This window comes from Franzmannia pantelleriensis, assembly GCF_900102875.1.
Classification (GTDB): Bacteria; Pseudomonadota; Gammaproteobacteria; order Pseudomonadales; family Halomonadaceae; genus Franzmannia; species Franzmannia pantelleriensis.
Window position 1 is genome coordinate 44,007 of the sequence record NZ_FNGH01000010.1, and the last position, 16,677, is coordinate 60,683.

The 16,677-nt window shown below is 66.4% G+C and carries 13 protein-coding genes; 7 read left to right on the plus strand and 6 right to left on the minus strand.

The annotated features are described in order from the left end of the window. Window positions 1–78: 78 nt before the first annotated feature. Window positions 79–555, plus strand: a complete 477-nt coding sequence (locus tag BLT16_RS13475) for a peroxiredoxin (RefSeq protein ID WP_089659035.1) — start codon at window positions 79–81, stop codon at window positions 553–555. Between the two features lie 74 nt (window positions 556–629). Here the strand turns inward: BLT16_RS13475 and BLT16_RS13480 are convergent, their stop codons facing one another. From BLT16_RS13480 to BLT16_RS13495, 4 genes are read right to left on the minus strand one after another with little or no spacing between them, the layout of a single operon-like run. Continuing rightward, a complete protein-coding gene (locus tag BLT16_RS13480; protein ID WP_245701659.1) occupies window positions 630–1,013 on the minus strand; it encodes an AtuA-related protein in 384 nt (127 codons plus the stop codon). Then, a complete protein-coding gene (locus tag BLT16_RS13485) occupies window positions 1,000–2,388 on the minus strand; it encodes an acyclic terpene utilization AtuA family protein (protein WP_089659036.1) in 1,389 nt (462 codons plus the stop codon). Before BLT16_RS13485 ends, BLT16_RS13480 begins: the two co-directional genes overlap by 14 nt. Beyond that, window positions 2,385–4,304 carry a TRAP transporter permease gene (locus tag BLT16_RS13490; RefSeq protein WP_245701660.1) on the minus strand — a complete coding sequence of 640 codons (1,920 nt, stop codon included), beginning with the start codon at window positions 4,302–4,304 and terminating at the stop codon, window positions 2,385–2,387. Before BLT16_RS13490 ends, BLT16_RS13485 begins: the two co-directional genes overlap by 4 nt. 22 nt (window positions 4,305–4,326) lie before the next feature. Next, window positions 4,327–5,307 (minus strand): TAXI family TRAP transporter solute-binding subunit, encoded by a 981-nt coding sequence (locus BLT16_RS13495; protein WP_245701661.1) that lies wholly within the window; start codon window positions 5,305–5,307, stop codon window positions 4,327–4,329. Window positions 5,308–5,428: 121 nt separating this feature from the next. On the opposite strand from BLT16_RS13495, the gene BLT16_RS13500 reads away from it, so the two are divergent. Next, window positions 5,429–6,328: a LysR family transcriptional regulator gene (locus tag BLT16_RS13500; RefSeq protein ID WP_089659037.1), complete on the plus strand. Its 900-nt coding sequence runs from the start codon at window positions 5,429–5,431 to the stop codon at window positions 6,326–6,328. Window positions 6,329–6,402: 74 nt separating this feature from the next. Beyond that, entirely contained in the window at window positions 6,403–6,894 is a 492-nt protein-coding gene (locus BLT16_RS13505) for a GNAT family N-acetyltransferase (RefSeq protein ID WP_089659038.1), read from the plus strand. Window positions 6,895–6,935: 41 nt separating this feature from the next. Here the strand turns inward: BLT16_RS13505 and cobA are convergent, their stop codons facing one another. Then, window positions 6,936–7,835: a uroporphyrinogen-III C-methyltransferase gene (gene cobA / locus BLT16_RS13510; RefSeq protein ID WP_089659039.1), complete on the minus strand. Its 900-nt coding sequence runs from the start codon at window positions 7,833–7,835 to the stop codon at window positions 6,936–6,938. After that, entirely contained in the window at window positions 7,801–10,536 is a 2,736-nt protein-coding gene (locus tag BLT16_RS13515; protein ID WP_089659040.1) for a nitrate reductase, read from the minus strand. The genes cobA and BLT16_RS13515 overlap by 35 nt, the downstream gene beginning before the upstream one ends. 453 nt (window positions 10,537–10,989) lie before the next feature. Here BLT16_RS13515 and BLT16_RS13520 point away from each other — a divergent pair, with 453 nt between their 5' ends. From BLT16_RS13520 to nirB, 4 genes are all read left to right on the plus strand, one after another. Next, entirely contained in the window at window positions 10,990–11,583 is a 594-nt protein-coding gene (locus BLT16_RS13520; protein WP_089659041.1) for an ANTAR domain-containing response regulator, read from the plus strand. Beyond that, window positions 11,580–12,602: a CmpA/NrtA family ABC transporter substrate-binding protein gene (locus BLT16_RS13525; protein WP_089659042.1), complete on the plus strand. Its 1,023-nt coding sequence runs from the start codon at window positions 11,580–11,582 to the stop codon at window positions 12,600–12,602. Before BLT16_RS13520 ends, BLT16_RS13525 begins: the two co-directional genes overlap by 4 nt. Before the next feature lie 270 nt (window positions 12,603–12,872). Further along, window positions 12,873–14,174, plus strand: a complete 1,302-nt coding sequence (locus tag BLT16_RS13530; RefSeq protein WP_089659043.1) for an NAD(P)/FAD-dependent oxidoreductase — start codon at window positions 12,873–12,875, stop codon at window positions 14,172–14,174. Then, on the plus strand, window positions 14,171–16,675 hold the full coding sequence (nirB, locus tag BLT16_RS13535) for a nitrite reductase large subunit NirB (RefSeq protein ID WP_089659044.1): 2,505 nt from the start codon (window positions 14,171–14,173) through the stop codon (window positions 16,673–16,675). Before BLT16_RS13530 ends, nirB begins: the two co-directional genes overlap by 4 nt. Window positions 16,676–16,677: the final 2 nt, after the last annotated feature.

Below are 16,677 nucleotides of genomic sequence, written 5' to 3' on the forward strand. Positions count from 1 at the left end.
CTCACCTCATGCGGCTGGACAAGGCAGCACATTGGCGTAGCCTGGGTATATCACTCACACCACATGGAAGGATCTGGTATGACACTGGCAGTAGGCGACAAGATTCCCGACGTCACGATCAAGACCAATGGCCCCGACGGCCCCCAGGATATCTCCACCGCGGAGCTGTTTGCCGGCAAGCGGGTGGTGCTGTTCGCCGTTCCCGGCGCGTTCACCCCCGGCTGTTCCAACACCCATATGCCGGGGTTCGTGATAAAGGCCGACGAGATTCTGGCCAGGGGGGTCGATACCATCGCCTGCATGGCGGTCAACGACGCCTTCGTGATGGACGCCTGGCAGAAGCACCAGAATGCCGAGGCCTTCACCATGCTCGCCGACGGCAATGCCGACTTCGCCAAGGCCATCGGCACCGACATGGATGCTAGCGCTGGCGGCATGGGCACGCGCAGCAAGCGCTTTGCGCTGATCGCCAATGACGGCGTGGTCGAGTACATCGGCATCGACGCCAAGGGCGTTGAGAAGAGCAGTGCCGAGACGGTGCTGGCTCAGCTGTAGCGCCAACCAGCAATTCCGCAGACAAGCAATCGATAGACAAGGCGCCACTCTGGATGGGTGGCGCCTCACGTTCCTCACACCTTCTGTACCTCGACGGTCATGCCCAACAGCAGAAACGAGAGTGTCTTGCCGTGGCCATCCAGGTTGAGCGCCCCGTTGACCCCGCCCTGCAAAACATCGTCTATCACCAGGTTCATCCCGGCCAGGCCCGGCATCGGGTAACGCCGCACCCGGCTGGCACCGCGGTGGGCAAACAGTGCCAGCACCCGCGTCTCGGTGACCTGATCCATCAGCAGGGCGTAGTGATTCGGATCATAGGCGAACAGCGCCAGATTGAGGCGGTCGCCTTTATCACCGGCGCGGGCGTGAGCCAGCCGATGGAGCGGAACCGTGAGGCCGTCGACGCCGTCTTGCACTCGTTCGGATGAAGTTACCAGGGTCGGTTCAACTGGCGACATGATAGTCACTCCGAGGGTTAAACAGCGTGGCAAACGCTTCCACATCGCTGCGCTTGACCAGGTAGGAGGCGGTGCACACCCGACGCTGATAATGCCGGCGCACGCCGCCGCCTCCCGCCGGACCGGCGCAGTAGAGTGCCAACAGCTCCTGGGTGGCGCGCTCCACCCAGCGTCGCTCGGCGTGCTCTGCCGCCAACCGCAGGCGGTAGTCGCCGTTGCCTGTGCCCATGGCAGTCCGCTGCAGGTCGCCGGCGTCGCTGTCGAAGACGCTGGCGTGGCCGATGATATCCAGTCGTGAACGCAGCTCCGTTGGCGCACGAAACGCCAGCCTCTCGCGCAGCACATCAGCGGCCAGCTGCGCCCTGGCCAGGGCGTTGGGACCGGCGTAGGAGATTTCTGCCTCACCCTGCCAGCCGCCCTCGTAGCAGACGGTGGTCTTGAGTCGTTGCGGCGACGGCTTGCCGCGAATGCCACGCACCGCCACCCTGTCGGGGCCGACCTGGCTGACCGCGACGGAGGTAAGATCCACTACCACGTCGGGGGTCAGGTAGTTGGCCGGATCGTGGACTTCATAGAGCAGCTGCTCCTTGACGGTGCGCTCGGTCACGCAGCCGCCGGTACCCGGCGGCTTGGTCACCACCAGGCTGCCGTCCTCTTCTACTTCGATGATCGGATAGCCGACCCGGGCCAGGTCCGGCACCTCCTTGTATCCCGGATCGGCGAAGTAGCCGCCCGTTACCTGGGCGCCGCACTCGGCGAGGTGGCCGGCCATCATGCCGGCGGCCAGCAGGTCCCAGTCGTCCCAAGCCCAGCCGAAATGGTGCACCAAGGGAGCCAGAAACAGCGCCGGGTCGGCCACTCGCCCAGTCACCACCACCTCGGCCCCCAGCGCTAGCGCCTCGGTCAGCGGCACCGCCCCCAGGTAGACGTTGGCCGAAATCAGCGAGGCCTCATCGGGCAGCTCGCGGTTTTCCGCCTCCCAGCGCTGCAGGTCGAGGCTACCCAAGTGTGCCCGAATATCGTCACCGTGGACGCGTCCGATGCGCACCTGGGGAAAGCCCGCGCGCCCGGCCAGCTCGGCGACCACCTGGCAAGCACCGTCTGGATTGGCGGCACCAAAGTTACCGAGAACGCAGATGCCGTGGCTCAGGCAATCCCCCAGTACCGGCGCGAGCAGCTCGGACAGCAGCGGCTCGTATCCCGCGTCAGGAGCCTCGCGCATGGCCCGGTGCGCGGCGGCCAGGGTGCGTTCTCCCAGGGTCTCGAAGACCAAGGCCGAGGGCTGGCCGCGGCGAATCAATTCTGCCACCACGGGAATCGCCGCATCGGTACGGTCACCGGAGAAGCCGGCCCCGCTGCCCAGCAGGAAGGTCATGGGTGGGTCTCCTTGGTATGCACGCTCCGAGGCCCGGCAGCACCTGACGACGATGTGCGGGGGATCAATGACGCCAGTTTCCGGTGACGAGCATAGAGCCCCGCCAGCACCAGCAGCGCCCCTATCGTGGTTAACCAGCCGGGGGTCAGTGCCAAGCCGACCACCAACAGCAGCCCCACTACGTCCAGGACACGGCTACCGGTAATCGCCACCCGCGACATCAGCGAGGCGAAGGCGAGCACGAACACCACCCCCTGGGGGCTGGCCAACAGGATATCGACCGCACCACCGAAACCGGCCAGCGCCGGGTAGATCAGCAGCAGGAAGGGAATCACATAGATCGCCGCCGCCAACCGCACGGCCTCTCCCGCCGCCGGTAGCCAGTTAGTCCCGGCGATGCCTGCTGCGACGAACACCGCCACGCACACCGGCGGCGTGATCACCGACAAGGTGGCGAAGTAGAACACGAACAGGTGGGCAATCAGCGGCTCGACGCCAATGGTGGTCAGCGCCGGCGCCAATACCGACGCCACCAGTACATAGGCGGCGGTGGTGGGAATGCCCATGCCTAGAATCAGGCACACGCCGCCGACGATGAAGGCGACCAGGAACAGCGACTCGCCCCCCACGTTGACGATCAGGCTGGCCAGCGTCACACCGATCCCGGTCATGCCGATCATTGCCACCAGGATCTGGGCACCAGCCAGCAGTACGCCGATGATCACCATGCCTTTGCCAGCGTCCATCAGCCCCGAAAGCAGTTTGCCGACAATCTCGCGCAATGGCCTCTTCGCCAGCAGGGCAAAGGGCACGAAGGTCAGCAGCGTCATCAGGATGCCGTAGAAGGCCGACAGCTGGATCGAGCGACCCGACAACACCCCGTAGAAGAGCCCGCCCAGTGCCGCCAGGATCGGAATGATGCGCTCCGGGCGCAGCACCTCGGGCCAGGTAGGCAGCTCATCGTCGGGCACCACCTGTAAGCTGCGGCGCTTCGCCACCAGATGGATGGTCAGGAATACGCCCAGGTAGAAGAGGATCGCCGGCAACAGTGCAGCTAACGCGATGCGCAGGTAACTCTCGCCGAGAATCTCGGCCATGATGAAGGCCGCCGCCCCCAGGATCGGCGGGGCGATCTGCCCCCCGGTGGAGGCCACCGCCTCGACGCCGGAGGCGAAGGGTCGCGGGTAGTTGAGCCGCTTCATCATCGGAATGGTGAAGTTGCCGGTGGTGGCCACGTTGGCCACCGCACTGCCGCTGACCATGCCGAATAGCCCCGAGGCTACGGTCGCCACCTTGGCCGCGCCACCCGGCGAGCGGCCGCTGATGCGCAGTGCCATGTCCATGAAGGTCTGGCCTCCGCCGGTGTGCAGCAGCAGGCAGCCGAACAGCACGAAGGCGGCAATGGTCGTGGCCGCCACCCCCACCAGCATGCCCCATACGCCCAGGTCCCCCAGGTAGAGGGTCTCGGTGATGTAGTAGACATCGAAGCCACGATGCCCTAGCGGGCCAGGGATGGCGGCCCCCAGCCAGGCATAGGCCAGCCCCGCCATCACCAGCAGCGGGAAGATCACCCCGATGGCACGCCGCGACAGCTCGAGAATCGCCACCAGCAACACGCCGGTGAACAGCATGTCGCGGGTCGATGCCCAGGGCAGCTCGACCAGAATATGGTCGTGATTCATGGCCACGTAGCCGCAAGCCAGCATCACGCCCAGCGCCAGGGCCAGGTCGATGCCCAATCCGATCGGGCGCCAGCGCTTGCCGGCCCCCAGCGGGTAGACGACCAGCCCCAGCAAGATCACCAGCGCGAGAAAGACGCTGCGCTGGACCAGGCTCTCGAAGGGGCCGGTGGCCGACGTGTAGAGAATGAGCCCGCCCAGCATCAGGGCCAGCACTTTGGTCAGGTTCGCGCGCATGGCTGACACCTATCGATCGCCGTTACTGGGCTGGTTTCAGCGCCTCGGGAATCTCAAGGCCTTGCTCTTCGAAGTAGCGCGCGGCACCGGCATGCAACGGCACGGTGCCCACCTCGAGCGTCATACCAGCCAGGTCGGCGTCACGAACGGCAGAGAACGCATTGGCCTGCGGCTCGGGATTTTCCATCACCGCCTTGACGATCTGATAGGCGGTCTCCTCGTCGAGGTCAGGGTGGGCATGCACGGCCACGCCAAAGGCCCAGGTGGTGTAGGCTGGAATGCCCTCACCTGCGCCTTCCGGCACGTCGACGATGGCCACGTCCGGCATCTCGGCGCGCAGCGTGTCGGCCTGCTCGTCGGAGAGCGATAGCACGCTGATCGGTGTAAAGGTGGCGATATCCATGCTCGAGCCGTCGAGGCGATTGCCGACCCCGGACTTGGCCGATCCCATCACACGGCCATCCTTCATGGCATCGACGATATCGGTCGTGGAACCACGCACATAGTCCGGCGAGACACCCAGCGTGCGCATGACGGCCTCGGTGGTCTTCTCGGTGGCCGAGCCGGTAATCCCCGGGTTGAAGCGCACGCCTTCCAACTCCTCGAGGGTGGCAACCTCAGCATCCTGGCGCATCACCACGTTCTGTGGCGCCACGGTATAGACCCACAGCAGACGACTATCCACGGGGCGACCGTCGAAGTCATCGAGGCCCGCGTAGGCGTGATAGCCGGTGTTGGTGGTCACCAGCCCCATGTCGATCTGGTTGCGACCGAGGCGGCGCAGGTTATCCACGGTGGCACCGGTCTCGGCCACCGAGGCACTGACGCCCTCGACGTGGCTATTGATGATCTGATTGACGGCAACGAAGTAGCCGTAATGGCTGGAGGAACTCGAGGTCGAGCCGATCAGCAGGCGTTCATCGGCCTGTACGGAAGAGGCGGCGGCGAGCACGCCGACGCTGGCGGCCATGGCGGTGAGCATGGTCTTGATTGGCGTTTGCATGGTAGCTCCTTGGCGGGCTTGTTGTTGTCGTGTTGCATTCGGGGTAATCCCACTTAGCAGAATGGGTCGAGACGTTATTTTTGTATATTGAATAGTTTTTAACTTGTGTTTTACTTTCTAAATGAATCCGAGCATCAAGCAGCTGCGCGCCTTCGTTGCCGCGGCGCAGTCTTCCAGCCTGGCCGAAGCCAGCGAGCGCATTCACCTCTCCCAGCCGGCGATCTCCATCGCCCTGCGCAAGCTGGAGGAGACGGTAGGCGGTGCCCTGTTCTCGCGAGCCACGCGCCAGCTCAGCCTGACGCCTGAAGGTGCGGCCTTTCTGCCAGTGGCGATACGGCTGCTGCATGACTGGTCGGAAGCCTTCGAGGACCTGGAGGAGCGCTTTTCCAAGCAGCGCGGCAAGGTGACGGTCGCCGCCCTCCCCACCCTGGCCGCAGGCCTCCTTCCTGCCATTATCGCGACCTTTCACACCCGATACCCGCGTATCAACCTGAGCCTGCACGACGTGCTGGCCGAACAGGTCAGTCAGATGGTGCGTGAGGGCCGGGCTGACCTAGGCCTATCAGTTGTTCCACACGACGCCGAGGAGCTGACTTTCACGCCGGTATTGGAAGATCGCTATGTCGCTGTCTGCCCAAACGGACATCCCCTCCTGGAGCAGCAAAGTGTCGAGTGGAAGCAACTGGCCGGCTACCCGTTCATCGGCATCAACCGACTATCCAGCTCGCGCCAGGACATCGACCGCATCATGGCTGACGTCGGTGCCCCACTGGATATTCTCTGCGATGCCAGTCAGATCGCCACGGTAGGCCGCATGGTGGCCGCCGGGCTGGGCATCAGCGTACTGCCGCAGCTGAGCTTTCGGCAGATCGCCACTGGGGGCATCGCCTACCGGCCGCTGCTAGCGCCCGACGTCAAGCGGCCACTGGGTATCGTCATGCGACGTCGCCACGCGCCATCGGCGGCTGCCGCGGCGCTAAAGTCCCTGATCATCGAACACGTCGTCGAGGGGTGGGGGTGAAGGGCGTTGGCCGGCCCTTGTGCCTCTAGCGGGTGACTGGTCAAAATGGTTGGCTGCCACCATCGAGAGACCATATGGACATTACCCCGATTACCCGTGATGACTTCCGGGCCTTCTGGCCAGCCTTCCAGGCCATCGTCAAGGCGCAGGAGACCTACGCCTTCGACCCGGACATGGATTTCGATACTGCCTGGCGACTGTGGTGCGAGCTTCCGCAGTTCACCTTTGTCGCCAAGCAGGACGGCGAGCTGCTGGGGTCCTACTACCTCAAGCCCAATGCGGCCGGGCCCGGTGACCATATCTGCAACTGCGGCTATATGGTCACCCCCCAAGCCCGCGGCAAGGGCGTGGCCCGCGCCATGTGCGAGCACTCCCAGCGGGTTGCCATCAAGGCCGGCTACCTGGGCATGCAGTTCAATGCCGTGGTGGCCACCAACGAGGTGGCGATCCGCCTATGGCAGACGCTGGGCTTCGAGATCATCGGCACCGTGCCCGGCGGCTACCGCCACCGCGAGCTGGGGCTGGTGGATACCCGCATCATGTATAAGCGCCTGACCAAGGCCTGACCTTCGCTCGCCGACTTTTCAGACGTAGAGCATGCTTTGGATTAAATGGTTAAGTTTGACGCGTGTTGCTGCACGGCGGGGCTGGTCTCGACCATGCGCACCACGCTGCCGACCACGATCAGGCACGGCGAGGGCAGCGGCTTTTCTGCCAGCTGTGCCGGCATATCCGCCAGGGTACCCGTTAGCGCCTGCTGCTCGGGCTTGCTGGCGTTGGCCACCAGCATGATCGGCCACTCGCCGGGCAGGCCGGCGTCGCGCAGCCCGACACAGATGGCCGCCACCTTGGAGAGCCCCATATAGAACACCAGGGTCTCGTCGCGGCGCGCCAGCGACTGCCAGTCCGGGGTACCGTCCTCGCGGCATAGCTGAGCGGTGACGAAACGCAGCTGCTGGGCGTGGCCGCGGTCGGTGAGCGGAATGCCCATGCTCGCCGCGGCCGCCGAGGCGGCGGTAATGCCGGGGACGATCTCGGCGGGCACATCGGCCTCGGCCAGGGCGGCAAGCTCCTCGCCCATACGCCCGAACACGCCGGGGTCGCCACCCTTGAGGCGCACCACCGACTTGCCCTCGGCGACCAGGCGCACCATCAAGGCGCCTATCTCGGCCTGGGGCACGCTGTGGTGGCCGCGCGCCTTGCCCACGTAGTAGCGCTCGCTGGCAGCGCCGATCAGCGCCAGCACGTCATCGCCGACCAGGCGGTCGTAGACCACCGCATCGGCCTGCTGCAGCAGCCGCGCGGCCTTCAGCGTCAGCAGCTCGACGTCGCCGCTGCCGGCGCCGACCAGATAGACCTTGCCCGCGCGACACTCGCCGCGCAGTGGCATGCCCGGAGCGGTAGCGCCAGGCGCTGCATCACCGCTCAAGGAGAGGTGGCGGGTGATGCTCTGGCTGAGACGGGCCAAGGCCTCAGGCCACTTGGGTATCAGGGGTCGGCTTGGCATGCGCCCGCTCCTCTTCAATCAGGGATTTGAGTTCTGGAATACAGCTGCCGCACTGGGTCCCGCAGGCGAGCCGGGCGCCCAGCGCCTCGACGCTGGTGTCGCCGTCGCGAATGGCAGAAACGATGGCCTTCTGGCCGACCTGGTGGCAGCTGCAGATGGTGGCGCCGCTATCGGCAGCGCCATCGTCGCACCCGGCCAGCAGCCGGCGGCGATGGGTGTCGCTCAGCTCGCTATCGTTGAAGCGCTGCTCCAGCCAGGCCAGCCCGGGCAGCTCGGCGGGCGGGCCGATCATCGCCCACCAGCACAGCCGGCCATCCTTCACCGCCGCGGCGCGCAACCGGCCGTCGCCGGCATCCTCGCACCACAGCGTCGCCGCCTCCGGCAGCCAGGCCGCCAAGCGCTCCAGCCAGTCGTGCTCAACCTGCCCGCTGGCCAGCTGCCAGCGCTGGCAGCCGCGCATGGGAATGCGTGCCCAGTAGTCGCTCTCGCACCAGGGGGCGGCGTCGCTGAGCGCTTCGCTGACCAATAGCGTGGCCTCCCAGGCAGTGCTCAGCGGCGCCAGGGCCACGGCGCCGTGCTTGGACTCGGGTTGCCCGGAGAGCGGGTCGGTGTAACCGCTGATCAAGGCGCCGCTGCGCGCCTGCTTGGTGAAGCGGTCGGTCCAGTGCATCGGCACGAACACCTCGCCGCGTCGCTGGGCATTGGCGACCCGCACCCGGGCGCGATATTCGCCGGCCTCGCTGGTCAGTACCGCCAGGCGCTGGTCGGCGACGCCGTAGGCCAGCGCATCGTCGGGGTGTACTTCGATAAACGGCTCGGCGCGATGATTCATCAGGCGCGGGGCGCGCGCGGTGCGGGTCATGGTATGCCACTGGTCGCGAATCCGCCCGGTATTGAGACGCAGCGGACGCGCCGCACTCAAGCGCTGCTCGGGGCCCCGCGGCGTGATCGGTACCAGCCGGGCCAGGCCGTTATCGGTGGCGAACTGGCCATCCTCGAACAGCCGCGCGGTGCCATGGGGCGCCTGCGCGGTGACCGGCCACTGGATCGGCGCCAAGGCATCGTAGGCAGCGCGGTCGAGGCCCGCGAGGCCGGAGATATCGAACAGCCGCCGGCCGGTATCCGCGACGTTCTCGAACCCGGAGAGCCGGGCGTGTTCGTCGAAGATCTCGCTGGGGTGGGTATAGGCGAAGGCCTCGCCATAGCCCAGTCGCTTGGCGACTTCGCACATGATCCACCAGTCGTGGCGGGCCTCCCCGGGGGGCGGCAGCAGGCCGCGCTGTCGCGAGATGCGGCGCTCGGAGTTGGTCACGGTGCCGTCCTTCTCCGACCAACTCGAGGCCGGCAGCACGATGTCGGCGTAGGCCAGCAGGTCGGTGTCGGTGACGCACTCGGAGACGATCACCAGCGGGCACTTGGCCAGCGCCGCACGCACCCGCGCGGCATCCGGCAGGCTCACCGCCGGGTTGGTGGCCATCACCCACAGGGCCTGGACCTCGCCGCGCTCGATGGCCTCGAACAGCTCCACCGCCTTGTGGCCGGGGGCATCGGGCAGGGTCGGCACCAGCCTGTCGGTGGTCCAGAAGCGGGTCACGAGGTCGATGGCACCGGGCGTATGGTAATCCATGTGGGCGGCCAGCTGGTTGGCCAAGCCGCCCACCTCGCGCCCGCCCATGGCATTGGGCTGGCCGGTGATCGAGAACGGCCCCGCCCCGGGCAGGCCCAGCTTACCGCCGGCCAGATGGCAGTTGATGATGGCGTTGCACTTGTCGGTGCCGCTAGAGGACTGGTTGACGCCCTGGGAGTAGAGGGTGACCACGTGCAGCTGGCTGGCGAACCAGTAGTAGAAGGTCTCCAGCGCCTCGGCGTCGAGGTCGCAGTCGGCGGCCACGGACTCGAGGTCGAAAGCATCCTCTCGAGCCGCGGCCAGGGCTTCGTCGAAACCCTGAGTGTGGCGCTCCAGGTAGACGCGATCCAGCTTGCCCTTGGCCGCCATCCAGCTCAGCAGGCCATTGAACAGACGCGCGTCGCTGCCGGGCTTGAGGCCCAGATAGAGATCGGCGATCTCGCAGCTGTCGGTGACCCGCGGGTCGATCACCACCACCCGCATCAGCGGGTTGCGGGTCTTGGCCACCTTGAGGCGCTGATAGAGCACCGGATGGTTCCAGGCCAGGTTGGAGCCGACCAGCACCACCAGTTCGGCCTCCTCGAGGTCCTCGTAGCTGCACGGCACCGCATCGGCGCCAAAGGCGCGCTTGTAGCCGACCACCGCCGAGGCCATGCACAGCCGTGAGTTGGTATCCAGATGCGGCGTGCCGAGAAATCCCTTGAACAGTTTGTTGGCGACATAGTAGTCCTCGGTCAGCAGTTGGCCGGAGAGGTAGGCCGCCACCGCTTCGTTACCCTGTGCCTGGCGGATCGACGTCAAGCGGCTGGCCACCGCCTCGAGTGCCGTGTCCCAGTCGACCTCGGTGCCATCGACCCGCGGGCGCATCAGGCGGCCCTGCTGCCCCAGGGTCTCGTGCAGCGCCGAGCCCTTGACGCACAGGCGGCCATAGTTGGCGGGATGCTGGCGATCGCCCTCCACCGCCGTCAGGGCGCCGTTTTCGAGCGTCGCGGTCACGCCGCACCCTACCCCGCAGTAGGGGCAGGTGGTTTGCGCCTGACAGGTCGTCGACGCTGACTCATCGGCCTGGTACATGGTAACTCCTCGTTTACCGCCGCCCAGTGCGAGTGGGCTACAACGCAAAAACGTCCACTACCGGCATCTCGGGATGCCAGCAGTGGACGTCGTCGTCGGATGAGGGCCGGCGTTGGCCCTCGGCAATTGTCTATGCTGTAGTTAAGCAAGCGTCGTGCCAGCCCGGCCCGGCCTCGCCGCCACGGCCTGACGGGAGGGGCCTGGCGGCATGCTGCCGACGGTGTGAGTCGCGTCCAGCCGGCGGGGTATCTCGCACCACGGCATTGCGCTCGACCACGGATTTGCACCAGCATAATGCAGTGCAGCGTGCCCTTGGCGGGTAACTGAGCCCAACGCCGCTACGGCGTTATGCGCCCAACGACAGTGCATTGGCCACCGGCATGCGCCACCGTGGAACACAAATTGCACAGCCAAGGTACATGCGCATCAACCACTGCCATACGAGCCCACACCATGCCCCCAGCGCTTGATGTTCTACTGGTCGACGATGAAGAGGTGCGCGCCGCCATGGTCGAGGAGGCGCTCACACACGAAGGCCATCGCGTGATCTGCCACCTCAAGAGCCCCGCCAGCCTCAATGACATGGTGGCGCGGCATCAGCCCGACGTGGTGATCATCGACATGGAATCGCCGGACCGCGATACGCTCGACAGCATGACCCAGCTCAATCGCGAGAACCCACGGCCGGTGGTGTTCTTCGCCGACCAGCACGACCCCGACACCATGCAGTCGGCGCTCAAAGCCGGGGTCAGCGCCTATGTGGTGGACGGTCTGGTACAGGGGCGGGTCAAGCCGATCATCGAGGTGGCCATCGCCCGTTTCGAGGCCTTCCAGTCGATGCGCCAGGAGCTCGACCGCACTCGCACCCAACTCACCGAGCGCAAGCGCATCGAGCGCGCCAAGGGCCTGCTCATGCGTCACCAGAGCTGTGATGAAGAGCAGGCCTACCAAATGCTGCGCAAGCTGGCCATGGACCGCGGCCAGCGCATCGCCGAGGTCGCCACGAGCGTCATCGACATCCTCGAACGTCTGGAGAAGGGCCTATGAACACGCTGCCCAAGGCCGAGCTGACACGCCTGCAGCTAGGTTTCATCCCGTTGCTCGACTGCGTCCTGCTGGTGGTCGCCCGCGAGCGCGGCCTGTTCGCCGACCAGGGCCTGGACGTGACGCTGTCACGACAGAACGCCTGGTCGACCCTGCGCGACAAGGTCGCCGCCGGGCTGCTCGACGGCGCCCATATGCTGGCGCCCATGCCGCTGGCCATGAGCCTCGGGTTGGGCAGGGCGCCCTGCGACACCCTGGCACCGATCACCCTAAGCCGTAACGGCAATTCCATCGTGCTGTCGCGGGAACTGGCCGATGCCTGCGGGGCACGCCTCGGCGATGACCCGGCCGACAGTGCCAAGGGGCTGGCAGGCTACCTACCCAGCGCCAGCCGGCAAACACGCCTCGGAATGGTCTACCCCCACTCCTGCCAGCACTATCAGCTGCGCCACTGGCTGGGCCTCGGCGGCATCGACGCCGACCAGGCCGTGGAACTGGTGGCCCTGCCGCCACCGCGCATGGTCGACGCCATGCAACAGGGCAAGATCGACGGCTTCTGCGTTGGCGAACCCTGGGGCAGTCTTGCCGAATCTCGACAGGCCGGCCGCATCGTCGCCAGCGGCGCCCAGCTGTGGCCGGAACAGCCCGAGAAGGTGCTCGGCGTGACCCACTCTTGGGCGAATCGCTACCCAGCGACCCTGGCTCGGCTGGTTCAGGCACTGATCGCCGCCAGCGACTGGCTAGCCGAGTCGCCGGCCAACCGCCTGCAGGCGCGTGACTGGCTGGCCCTGCCACCCTACCTCGACCGCTCGGTGGGCCATCTCGAGACCCTGCCCATCGACGCCCCGCCGCTGCACCAGCGCCTGTGCGGCCGGGACGTGCTGCGTCCCGACCCCGCCTTCGCCGAGCTGCTCGCCGAACAGATCGACCAGCAACTGCGCGACCAGGGGCAGCAGCTCGACCTCTCCACCCTCGGCGCGTGTTACAGCGCCGTGCATTTCGATCGCGCCCTGCACCACTGACGTGCAACTGGCCCCGCCGGGGGGCCAGCATCTCCTCTGCGCGACGACCCCAGAAGACTGAAAAGCCTTAAAAAATCTATAATGACCGCCGATTGGCAGGCGCTTTGCTTCATCTAGAGCAACGCAATATTCGGCGGCATCGCGGTCGCCCGACGGTCAAAGGCGACCGTCACCACCAGACACAGACGTCTTGGCTTCCTGCTCCAGCAGGACGCCAGGGCGTCTTTTTTTTGGCCGCATGCGCCTGGCAGTCATCGAGGAGTCACCGACATGACACTATCTCCCACTCACGTGCTGATCATTGGCAACGGCATGGCCGGTCAGCGGCTGGTCGAAGCGCTGCTGGCACAGCCCGCGCCCCCGTCGCGTATCACCGTGATCGGCGAGGAGCGGGTACCGGCCTACAATCGCATCCTGCTCTCGCCGCTGCTGGCCGGCGAGCTGGACAACACCGCCCTGACCCTGCGCGATGCCGACTGGTATGCCGAACAGGGCGTCGAGCTGATCCTCGGTGACCGCGTCGAACACCTCGAACGCCAGGCGCGCCAGGTGATCACCGCCAGCGGACGCCGCATCGGTTACGACCACCTGGTGCTGGCCACTGGCTCGCGCCCGGCGCTGCCGCCGGTGCCCGGCATCGCGCTCGCCGGTGTCCACGGATTCCGCGACCTCGACGATGCCGCCGCCCTCACGGACTGCGCCGCACGTGGCGGCAACGCCGTGGTGATCGGCGGCGGCCTGCTGGGCCTGGAAGCCGCAGAGGGGCTGCGCAAGCGCGGCATGGACGTCAGCGTGCTGCAGCGCTCACCGCAGCTGATGAATCGGCAACTCGATGCCACCGCCGCCGGCCTGCTCGAGAACGAACTGGCCGAGCGCGGGCTGGACGTCATCACCGGCGCCCAGCTGGCCGCCATCGAAGACGATGGCCACGGCCGAGTCGCCGCGGTACGCCTCGACGATGGCCGCCGCCTGCCCGCCGACTGCGTGGTGGTGGCCGCAGGGATCACCCCCAACGCCGAGCTGGGCCGCGACGCGGGGCTCGACAGCGAGCGCGCCATCCTGGTCGATGCCCACCTGACCACCAGCGATCCGGCGATTCACGCCCTCGGCGAGTGCTGCCAGTTCGATGGCCGGACCTACGGCCTTGTCGAGCCGATCTGGCGCCAGGTCGAGGTGCTGGCCGCGCATCTCGCCGGCGAAGCGGTCGACGGCTACGTCGAGCAGCCCAGCGCCACCAAGCTCAAGGTCAGCGGCGTCTCGTTGTATGCCTTTGGCCCTACCGAAGCCAGCCCCGAGCACGACGTACTCAGCTACCACGACCCGGAGCGCGGCGACTATCGCCGCCTGCTGCTGCGTGACGGCCGACTCGAGGGCGCCGTGCTCTACGGCGACACCGGCGCCGGCCCCTGGTACTTCGAACAGGCCCAGGCCGGCAGCGACCTCAGCGCCTGCCGCCAGGCACTGCTTTTCGGCCCGGCCGATGTCCAGGCGCTGCGCGATGCAGCCGCCGAGGACCTCGCCCGGGCTAACGACTCCGCTCATCAGGAACGCCCCGTCGAGGAGGCCGCATGAACACCCCCGCATCCCCCAAGCAGCGCTTGATCATCATCGGTAACGGCATGGTCGGGCATCATCTGGTCGAGCAGCTCGTCGAGCAGGGCGCCCTCGAGCGCTACCAGGTCACGGTATTCGGCGAAGAGCGCCACCTGGCCTACGACCGCGTCCACCTCTCCGAGTACTTCAGCGGTCGTGACGCCGAGTCCCTGGCGCTCTCCACTGCCGACTACTATGCCGAGCACGGCATCGAGCTGCGCCTCAACGAGGCGGTGTTTGCCATCGACCGCGATGTCAGCGAAGTGGTCACCGACCAGGATCGCTATCCCTACGATCGCGTGGTGCTGGCCACCGGCTCCTTCCCCTTCGTGCCGCCGATTCCCGGTAACGACCGCGAGGGCTGCCTGGTCTACCGCACCCTCGAGGACCTGGATGCCATCCGCGCCGCCGCCGAGCATGCCAACACCGGCGTGGTGGTCGGCGGTGGCCTGCTCGGCCTGGAAGCCGCCAACGCCCTGCGTGGCCTCGACCTGGATACCGCAGTGGTCGAATTCGCTCCGCGGCTGATGCCCATGCAGGTGGATAGCGAGGGCGGCGAGCTGCTGCGCGAGAAGATCGAAACCCTCGGCGTGCAAGTCTTGACCGAGCGCGCGACCCAACGCATCGAGGACGGCGACACCGCGCGCCACCGCATGGTGTTCCAGGACGACAAGATCCTCGAGACCGACCTGATCGTGTTCTCGGCGGGCATCCGCCCCCGCGACGAACTGGCTCGCGACTGCGGTCTGGAGATTGGCGAGCGCGGCGGCGTGGTGATCGACGACCAGTGCCTGACCAGCGATCCGCAGATCCTTGCCATTGGCGAAGTGGCGCTGTGGCAGCAGAGCATCTTCGGGCTGGTCGCCCCCGGCTATCAGATGGCCAAGGCGGCGCTGGCCACCCTCACCGACGGCGAGACGCGCTTCCAGGGCGCCGACATGAGCACCAAGCTCAAGCTGCTCGGCGTTGACGTCGGCTCCATCGGCGATGCCCACGGCAACCAGAACCCGGGGGCACGCAACTTCCGCTACCTCGACCAGATCAAGCAGGAGTATCGCAAGCTGGTGGTCTCCAGCGATGGCAAGAAGCTTCTCGGCGCCATGCTGGTAGGCGACAACGGCTATTTCGATACCCTGATGCAGTACTACGACAACGGCCTCGAACTGCCCGAGGATCCCGCCTCGCTGATTCTGCCCAGCAGCGAGGGCGCCCCGGCGCTAGGCCCGGATGCGCTGCCGGAAACCGCCACCATCTGCTCCTGCCACAACGTCACCAAGGGCGATATTTGCGCCTCTCTCGACGCCGGCGCAGTGGACCTGGCCACGGTCAAGGGCGACACCAAGGCCAGCAGCGGCTGTGGCGGCTGCGCGGCGCTGCTCAAGAGCGTGGTTGACCACGAACTGACCGCCCGTGGCGTCGAGGTCGACCAGTCGATCTGTGAGCACTTTCACTACACCCGCCAGGAGCTCTTCGACATCGTTCGCATCGAGGGCATCAAGACCTTCAGCGAGCTGGTGGAAAAACACGGGCATGGTCTGGGCTGCGATATCTGCAAGCCGGCGGTGGCCTCGATCCTGGCCTCCTGTTTCAACGAGCCGATCACCGATGCGGCGCATATCCCGTTGCAGGACACCAACGACACCTTCATGGCCAATATGCAGAAGAACGGCACCTACTCTGTGGTGCCGCGTATCGCCGGCGGTGAGATCACCCCGGACAAGCTGGTGGTGCTCGGCCAGGTGGCGCAGAAATACGACCTCTACACCAAGATCACCGGCGGCCAGCGCATTGACCTGTTCGGTGCCCGCCTCGAGGACCTGCCGGATATCTGGGGCGAGCTGATCGAGGCCGGCTTCGAGACCGGCCACGCCTACGGCAAGTCGCTGCGTACCGTGAAGTCCTGCGTCGGCAGCACCTGGTGCCGCTACGGCGTGCAGGACAGCGTGGGCATGGCGATCCGCCTGGAGAATCGCTACAAGGGCCTGCGCGCGCCGCACAAGATCAAGTTCGGCGTCTCCGGCTGCACCCGCGAGTGCGCCGAAGCGCAGAGCAAGGACATCGGTGTGATCGCCACCGAACATGGCTGGAACCTGTACGTATGCGGCAACGGCGGCATGCGCCCGCGCCACGCCGAGCTGTTCGCCACCGATCTTAGCGACGAAGAGCTTTTCAGCACCATCGACCGCTTCCTGATGTTCTACGTGCGCACCGCCGACCGCCTGCAGCGCACCTCGGTGTGGCGCGAAAACCTCGAGGGTGGGCTGGACTACCTCAAGGAAGTGATCCTCGACGACAGCCTCGGCCTCGGCGACGAACTCGAGCGCCAGATGCAGACCGTGATCGACAACTATCAGTGCGAATGGGCCAACGCCATCAGCGACCCGGACAAGCTCAAGCGCTTCCGCAGCTTCGTCAACGACGAGCGCCCGGATCCGGACATTATCATGACCAGCGAGCGCGGCCAGCTGCGCCCGGCTTAATC